The 6114-nt window shown below is 42.2% G+C and carries 3 protein-coding genes and 1 pseudogene; 1 reads left to right on the top strand and 3 read right to left on the bottom strand.

Annotated elements, in window-relative coordinates; genetic code table 11:
* Positions 1-54: 54 nt before the first annotated feature.
* The 3 genes from DSL64_RS28065 to lhpI form a co-directional block, all read right to left on the bottom strand.
* On the bottom strand, positions 55-1251 hold the full coding sequence (locus tag DSL64_RS28065; protein WP_115834289.1) for an ATP-binding protein: 1197 nt from the start codon (positions 1249-1251) through the stop codon (positions 55-57).
* A 266-nt stretch (positions 1252-1517) separates the two neighbouring features.
* Positions 1518-3101 (bottom strand): Na+/H+ antiporter, encoded by a 1584-nt coding sequence (locus DSL64_RS28070; RefSeq protein WP_115834290.1) that lies wholly within the window; start codon positions 3099-3101, stop codon positions 1518-1520.
* A gap of 860 nt (positions 3102-3961) precedes the next feature.
* On the bottom strand, positions 3962-4909 hold the full coding sequence (gene lhpI / locus DSL64_RS28080) for a bifunctional Delta(1)-pyrroline-2-carboxylate/Delta(1)-piperideine-2-carboxylate reductase (RefSeq protein ID WP_115834292.1): 948 nt from the start codon (positions 4907-4909) through the stop codon (positions 3962-3964).
* A 345-nt stretch (positions 4910-5254) separates the two neighbouring features.
* Here lhpI and DSL64_RS28085 point away from each other — a divergent pair.
* Positions 5255-5512, top strand: a pseudogene (locus tag DSL64_RS28085) (PadR family transcriptional regulator); the annotation flags it as partial.
* Positions 5513-6114: the final 602 nt, after the last annotated feature.

The following is a 6114-nucleotide window of genomic DNA, read 5'->3' on the forward strand; positions in this document are numbered from 1 at the left end:
ATTTAGTCTTGTGTCTACTGAGAATTTCTAATTGAAATAACTCCGCCAAAACTCTCAATAAAGTAGCCCAAACATCCAAATAGGGATCTTCCCACCATAACCAATATCAATCCCGTCAGCAGCAACATAAGCATTTTCAACATCAGCAATCTGCTTCCGTGTCTTGCTTTCCCCTCCTACTTCAATAGTCACCTTTCTATCAAGTTTAAAGTCTCCCTTATCTGTATATTCTACTTTATGTAAGGGCTGCACCTGACTCAGAAAGAAGCTTTCACGAAGAGTTCCCGTATCCGGACGGCTTTGGTGCAGCGCGTATTGAAGATTCGGATGGCTTAGGTATACCTTTTCGGGCTTCTGCAATCGTGTAATACCAAAGCTATCGCGATGCAAAAGCGTCAACACTCCCAACTCTTCCAGATAATGCATATACTCAACAACTAACGCACGACTGGTATTCAGCGTTTCGCTCAGCTTACTGATGTTTGGTTTCATAGGGACACTTTCGGCCAGAACAACGAGCAATTGCTTTAATTTATCTACAGAGGAATAACTGATGCCATAAACAGCTGGCAAATCCAGCTCCAAACTCAACTGAACCGTTTCGGTGAGCTTCTGCGCATAAACGTCTTTGTTCTCCAAAAAATATGGGTAGTAGCCGTATTGAAGATATTCCTTGAAGTAAGCAAGTGGTTTGATCATTTGTGTCAGATCAAGTGCCAGTTGTGTATGCGTGCTCAAAAGATCTGACAGAGATATGGGCTGCCAGGAAACAATTTGCTGAATCTGGAGAAATTCCCGGAACGAAAGGCCATGTAAATGATACATTACTGCCCTGCGGCTCAAATCACCCTTACTACGTTCCAAGTGCATGATTGAAGAACCAGTAAAGACGATTCTAAGATCTGGAAAGTCATCATACAGATTTTTGATTTCCTGCGACCAATTAGTGTACCTGTGAACTTCATCTAAAACCAAAAGTTGTCCACCTGTACGCACAAATGCTTCTCCCAAGTCATACAAACGATTTGCACTGAAGTAAAGATCATCCAAACTAACATACAAGGATTTACTATTTGGCAGCGCAACCTGTTTCAAATATTGAAGAACCAGAGTTGTCTTTCCTGCACCTCTTGCTCCCTTAATACCGATCAATCTATTACGCTCCCAGTCAATCTCATGGATAAAGTCGCGTACGAACCGGCTTGATACGCGTTGCAGCTTAGAAAAATATTTTATAAAAAGAGCCTCCAAATTGTTATTTTTAAGTTACAAAACTAGTGCATTTTTGTAATGTGCAAGTAACAAATTCATCTATTCCAGCAATTATTTATTTAATGTATCACTATACCTTCAAAATGTTCAGTATCCCGGCTCTACGTTATTGAAATGCCAACACGATTAAAAACTGCCCGGTAGTAACTTATAACTTATGGAACACTTTCCAAACAAAACCATAATCGAGCGGCCAAACCTACTTAACCCACCGATCCTGAGGCAATTTGATTGCATCATTCGATCTACACAATCTTCAACCGTTCTTCCTCCAGATCTATCTGATAGAGCTGCTGGCGGATGATCTCTTCATCAATTTTAGGATCTTTGTTCAGCTCAGTCAGATACTCCCTTTGTATCTGCAGGACCTCTGTGAAAATGGTTTTAGTCTTTTCATTCATCCAGGTGTCATCTGCAGCCTTGGCTCTTTCTTCCCATTGTTTCATTAATAGCTGCATACCATGGTGTCCGCTGTTTTCGCTATCGTATTTCTCTTTAATAAACGCATACACATGTTGCTTTAAACCACGTTTCATTTCTCTTCTGGTAAGCTCTTCGGATTCTTCGTTAAGAAATGTGTCAAATGCCTTCGAGCGGGTAATCAGGTAGGGAAGCGTCAGCCCCTGAACCACCAAAGTGAGCAGAATCGATACAAAAGTGATAAACAGTATCAGGTTACGGTACGGAAACTCATCTCCATTTTCGAGCGTAACCGGTATAGCCAAAGCAGCTGCCAGAGACACAACACCACGCATGCCGGTCCACCCCATCAGTATCGGCATCAACAGCATACGGGTCCTTGTCTTGGCGCGAGGCACGACTCCTGGCCGGAATATACGCGTTGCGATCATGGCGGAAAAAGAACTGATAATTCTTGACACTACCAAAACTACTGTTACCAACACGCCGTAGCCGATTGCGGTGGACAATGGAATACCTTTCGAGCGCAGGCCGTCCACGATCTCTGGCAGCTCCAGACCAATGACCAGAAACACGATGCCATTTAGTATAAACACAAAGCTCTCCCACACACTGTACCCCCGGATCCGGCTGCTACCGCTCAGAAAAGTAAGACGTTTGAGCGACATATAAATCCCTCCTGCCACGACTGCCAATACACCTGAGCTATGCAGCTGCTCTGCTACCCAGTACATCGCATACGGCTCTATAAGTGTAAGTGTAATATCCGACGACGCTTCAGTCGGAAGCCTTCTGTGAGCCTGTACAAAGATCCAGGCAAGACCAAGACCGATAGCTGCGCCACCGAAGACCATCCAAAGAAAACTTGTGACAGCGTCCTGCCAAACAAACTGCCCAGTTCCCACGGCAACCAACGCGAAGCGAAAAATAATCAGTGAAGAAGCATCGTTCAGAAGGCTTTCTCCTTCGAGAATGGCTGATGTAGCCTTGGGAATTTTTACAAACTTTGTAATTGCCGCAGTGCTCACTGCATCAGGAGGAGAAACAATGCCACCCAGCAGGAATCCAAGTGCAATGGTAAATCCGGGGATATAATAGTTGGTAACCACTGCCACCGAAAAAGCAGTGAACAAAACTACCAGAAATGCAAAGCTGGTAATCATTCTCCACCATTTCTTCATTTCCTTAAAGGATACCGACCATGCGGCCTCAAAAAGTAGAGGAGGTAGGAAAATGAAAAAAATAAGGTCCGGATCTATCCTTACAGCGGGAAGTCCCGGAATAAAGCTAACCAAGAGCCCTGCAATAACTAAAAGTATCGGATAAGCAATTTTTAGTTTGACAGCCCACATGTTAAGCAGAACTATCAGAACCACCATCGCAAGAAAAAAAGGTAAAAGTGTATGCATTTTGACTATTCTCAATAGATATTATAAAAGGCAGTTCAATAATCCTTGCAAGCGTACCGCTAACTGCCAGTAAAACTCAGCCCATGGTTATGACCTAAACTAACAGGCAGGTAACTTATGATATGATGCATATGGGAATTGTAATCGCAACCAAGTTTGTCTGGTTATAGTTGCTGCTAAAATAAAAAATTAATGGTTTTATGTTATGCAATACAGATGTAAGCTTTAATGAGTATTTGTTTATACCCGTTATCTTTACCGGATGGGCAAAGTAACCTCAGTCAACGACACCTTTATAGGAGCCATTATCGCTGACCGTAATATTGCAATTGAGTATTTTCAAAGCTACCTGCCGGCTTTTATTGCAAGTGAATTAGACTTTTCAAACCTTACTCAATTACCTGATGCTTACGTTTCCGCTGAGCTGCAAAAGACGTTACCCATAGCTTTAAGAAATAGGTCATGAGCACTTTAGATACCTTTGTTGAGAAAGGCAGAAAGATTGGCGCTGAGCAAGGTGAGAAAATTAGATAGGACAAGGCGCTACAGAAAAACGCTGCTAATATGTTAACTGCAGGGCTTTCAGTTAACACCATATGTCAGCTGCTTGAAGTTTCGCCTGAATTTGTAGATTCTATTCAGAAAAATGTTAAGAAGTAATCGCCTTTCTGCTTATCCAAAATTCAGCATCATGTCTGGAATCATGCTTTATCTGCCCCAGGTAAAGCAGCAGGCACATTCAAGGGCATTCTAATACCTGAGAATTTTCGCTTTTCTGCATCCATCCACTTCAAAAACGGAAATCACCTGTAAACAGCACCTTCCGTTTCGAAAGTAGCACTTCTTTTAACTCACTATGTTCAGTTCAAACCGTCTTTAAAATTCTGATACACCAAAAGTGCAGCAGCTAAATCTTCAACAGCCAGTCCGGCAGATTTGAAAAGAGTAATTTCCTGATCAGTCTTTCTTCCCTGATACATGCCCTTAACCAGCTCTACGATATCTGCCTTCACATCACTTTCTGATAGGATCCCATCTGCAATAGGTAAAGCCAGCTCTCCTGTTTCATGCAATGCCCCTATTCTTGAATCGACGAAAATACTGCTTTTACGGATCGCATCATCATCGGTTTCACGCGTATCGGGCTTATGAGAGCCAATCATATCCAGATGGGTTCCAGGTTTGACCCATTCTCCCTTTATAACCGGTGTTTTCGAAAGCGTAGCGCAGGAAATTACGTCAGCACAACGTGCTGCCTGCTCCAGATTTGTCACCGCCTGGACTTGGATACCCTCAGTTAGAAGCTGATCTACAAACATTGCCAGCTTTTCAGGATTTCTCATCCATACACTGATTTTTTTAAAGGATCTTACAGCTAAATGCGCCTGAATAAGATGTCTTGCAACTCCCCCACCTCCTACTACCAGCAAATTTTCTGAGTCGTTCCTTGATAAAAAAGAGGAAGCTAAAGCCGAAGTACACGCAGTTCTACGAGAGGTCAGTTCAGCCGCATTCATCATCGCCAGTGGCTGGCCGGTTCTGGCGTCACTTAAAATATACTGAGCATAAATAGAGGGTTGCCCTTCTTTGGCGTTACCGGGCGCTACAGTTACCTGTTTCATACCGATGTAATCCTGATTCCAAACCGGCATCAGAATTAAGGTATTTTGATCGCCATCACGATTTGTATAAAAGTGATGATGGCGCAACGGCATGGTATAATCAGAAAGAAATATATTCCTGAGCCCTTCTATTAACTTATCATAAGCCAGATATTGGCTTATTTGTTCGCCCGGTATAATCAGCATATTTGTAATTGCGTTGGATACGAATTTCAAATATAGAGCTATTGCTGCTAATAGGTATTGGCCGTTTTTACCCAGATGCATACAATTCTTATCAACGAGACTTTATCAGCAGGTTTAGAAACACAGTCTTCTAGTTTACCTCAAGCCACGCAAATCTGAAGATATCTGACACTGAGAGCCGAAAGCTTCCTGACTTATAAAGATGCGGTCATTCTCTGTTAATTGTTCATTTACAAACAGTTTCACTTTCACGAAGGTCAATTTATATATTGAAAATCAACGTATTAACTCTATATTATTTCCTGGCGCAGAATTTTATCGACATAAGAGTAAATCAAAATTTGCATGAGAAGAACATTTCTAGGGGAATTTGAAGAGCTCGTGCTGTTGACTGTAGCGATCTTGGGTAAAAATGCCTACGCGGTTACAGTAACACAGGAACTGGAAAATAAAACCGGTCGGCTTGTTGGCTTCAGTTCTGTACATACTACTTTGCAACGGCTGGAGGAAAAATCATATCTAACCTCAGTTATGGGTGGAGCAACTGCCGAACACGGTGGTCGGCGTAAGCGTTTTTTTGTAGTCACCGCACTGGGGCAAAAGCATTAGGGCTGCTTCGCTAGATCCGTTAAAATCATTAAGGTCGGAATAATCTGCCGGCACCCTAACAATTCAATCCAAAGTAAAATCATGCCGATGAATTTTCGATGACATCAAAAAGAGAGCTAAAAAGTAAGATAATGAAATAGTCACTCGCGGCTGAGCAATCATGTTCAGTGAAATCAGGTAGGTCCACCACTAAGCAAAATATCGCCTTAGGTTGAACCTGGTTTGATACAAGCTTCAGCTTTGAGTAAGGGGCAGGAAATAATTCTGCGCATGCCCTCCTTTCCAGGGTTCTTAGTTATCCCAGTCGATACAATCTTAAATACAGCTAAAGCCCGTATTGATGAAAATGTAGAATTTTGTCAAGGAGCGCAAATCTAAAAGAGATAGAAGAATTTGCATTTGCTTATATTAAGATGTTGTTCAGTAATCAGACTTAACCAACAGCTCATTCCATTCTTGCATTCCTGATCTAAATACGCCCGGGTGGAACAAGGGGTGTACCAAATTTCAGTTTGTAAGGGCTTTGTTGCATGATTCCGAAATGTGATTTTGGCATATAAAAATGCACCGGTTTGGCGAACTTTGTGATCGCCAAA

The sequence above is a fragment of the Dyadobacter luteus genome (genome assembly GCF_003383615.1).
GTDB classification, from domain to species: Bacteria; Bacteroidota; Bacteroidia; order Cytophagales; family Spirosomataceae; genus Dyadobacter; species Dyadobacter luteus.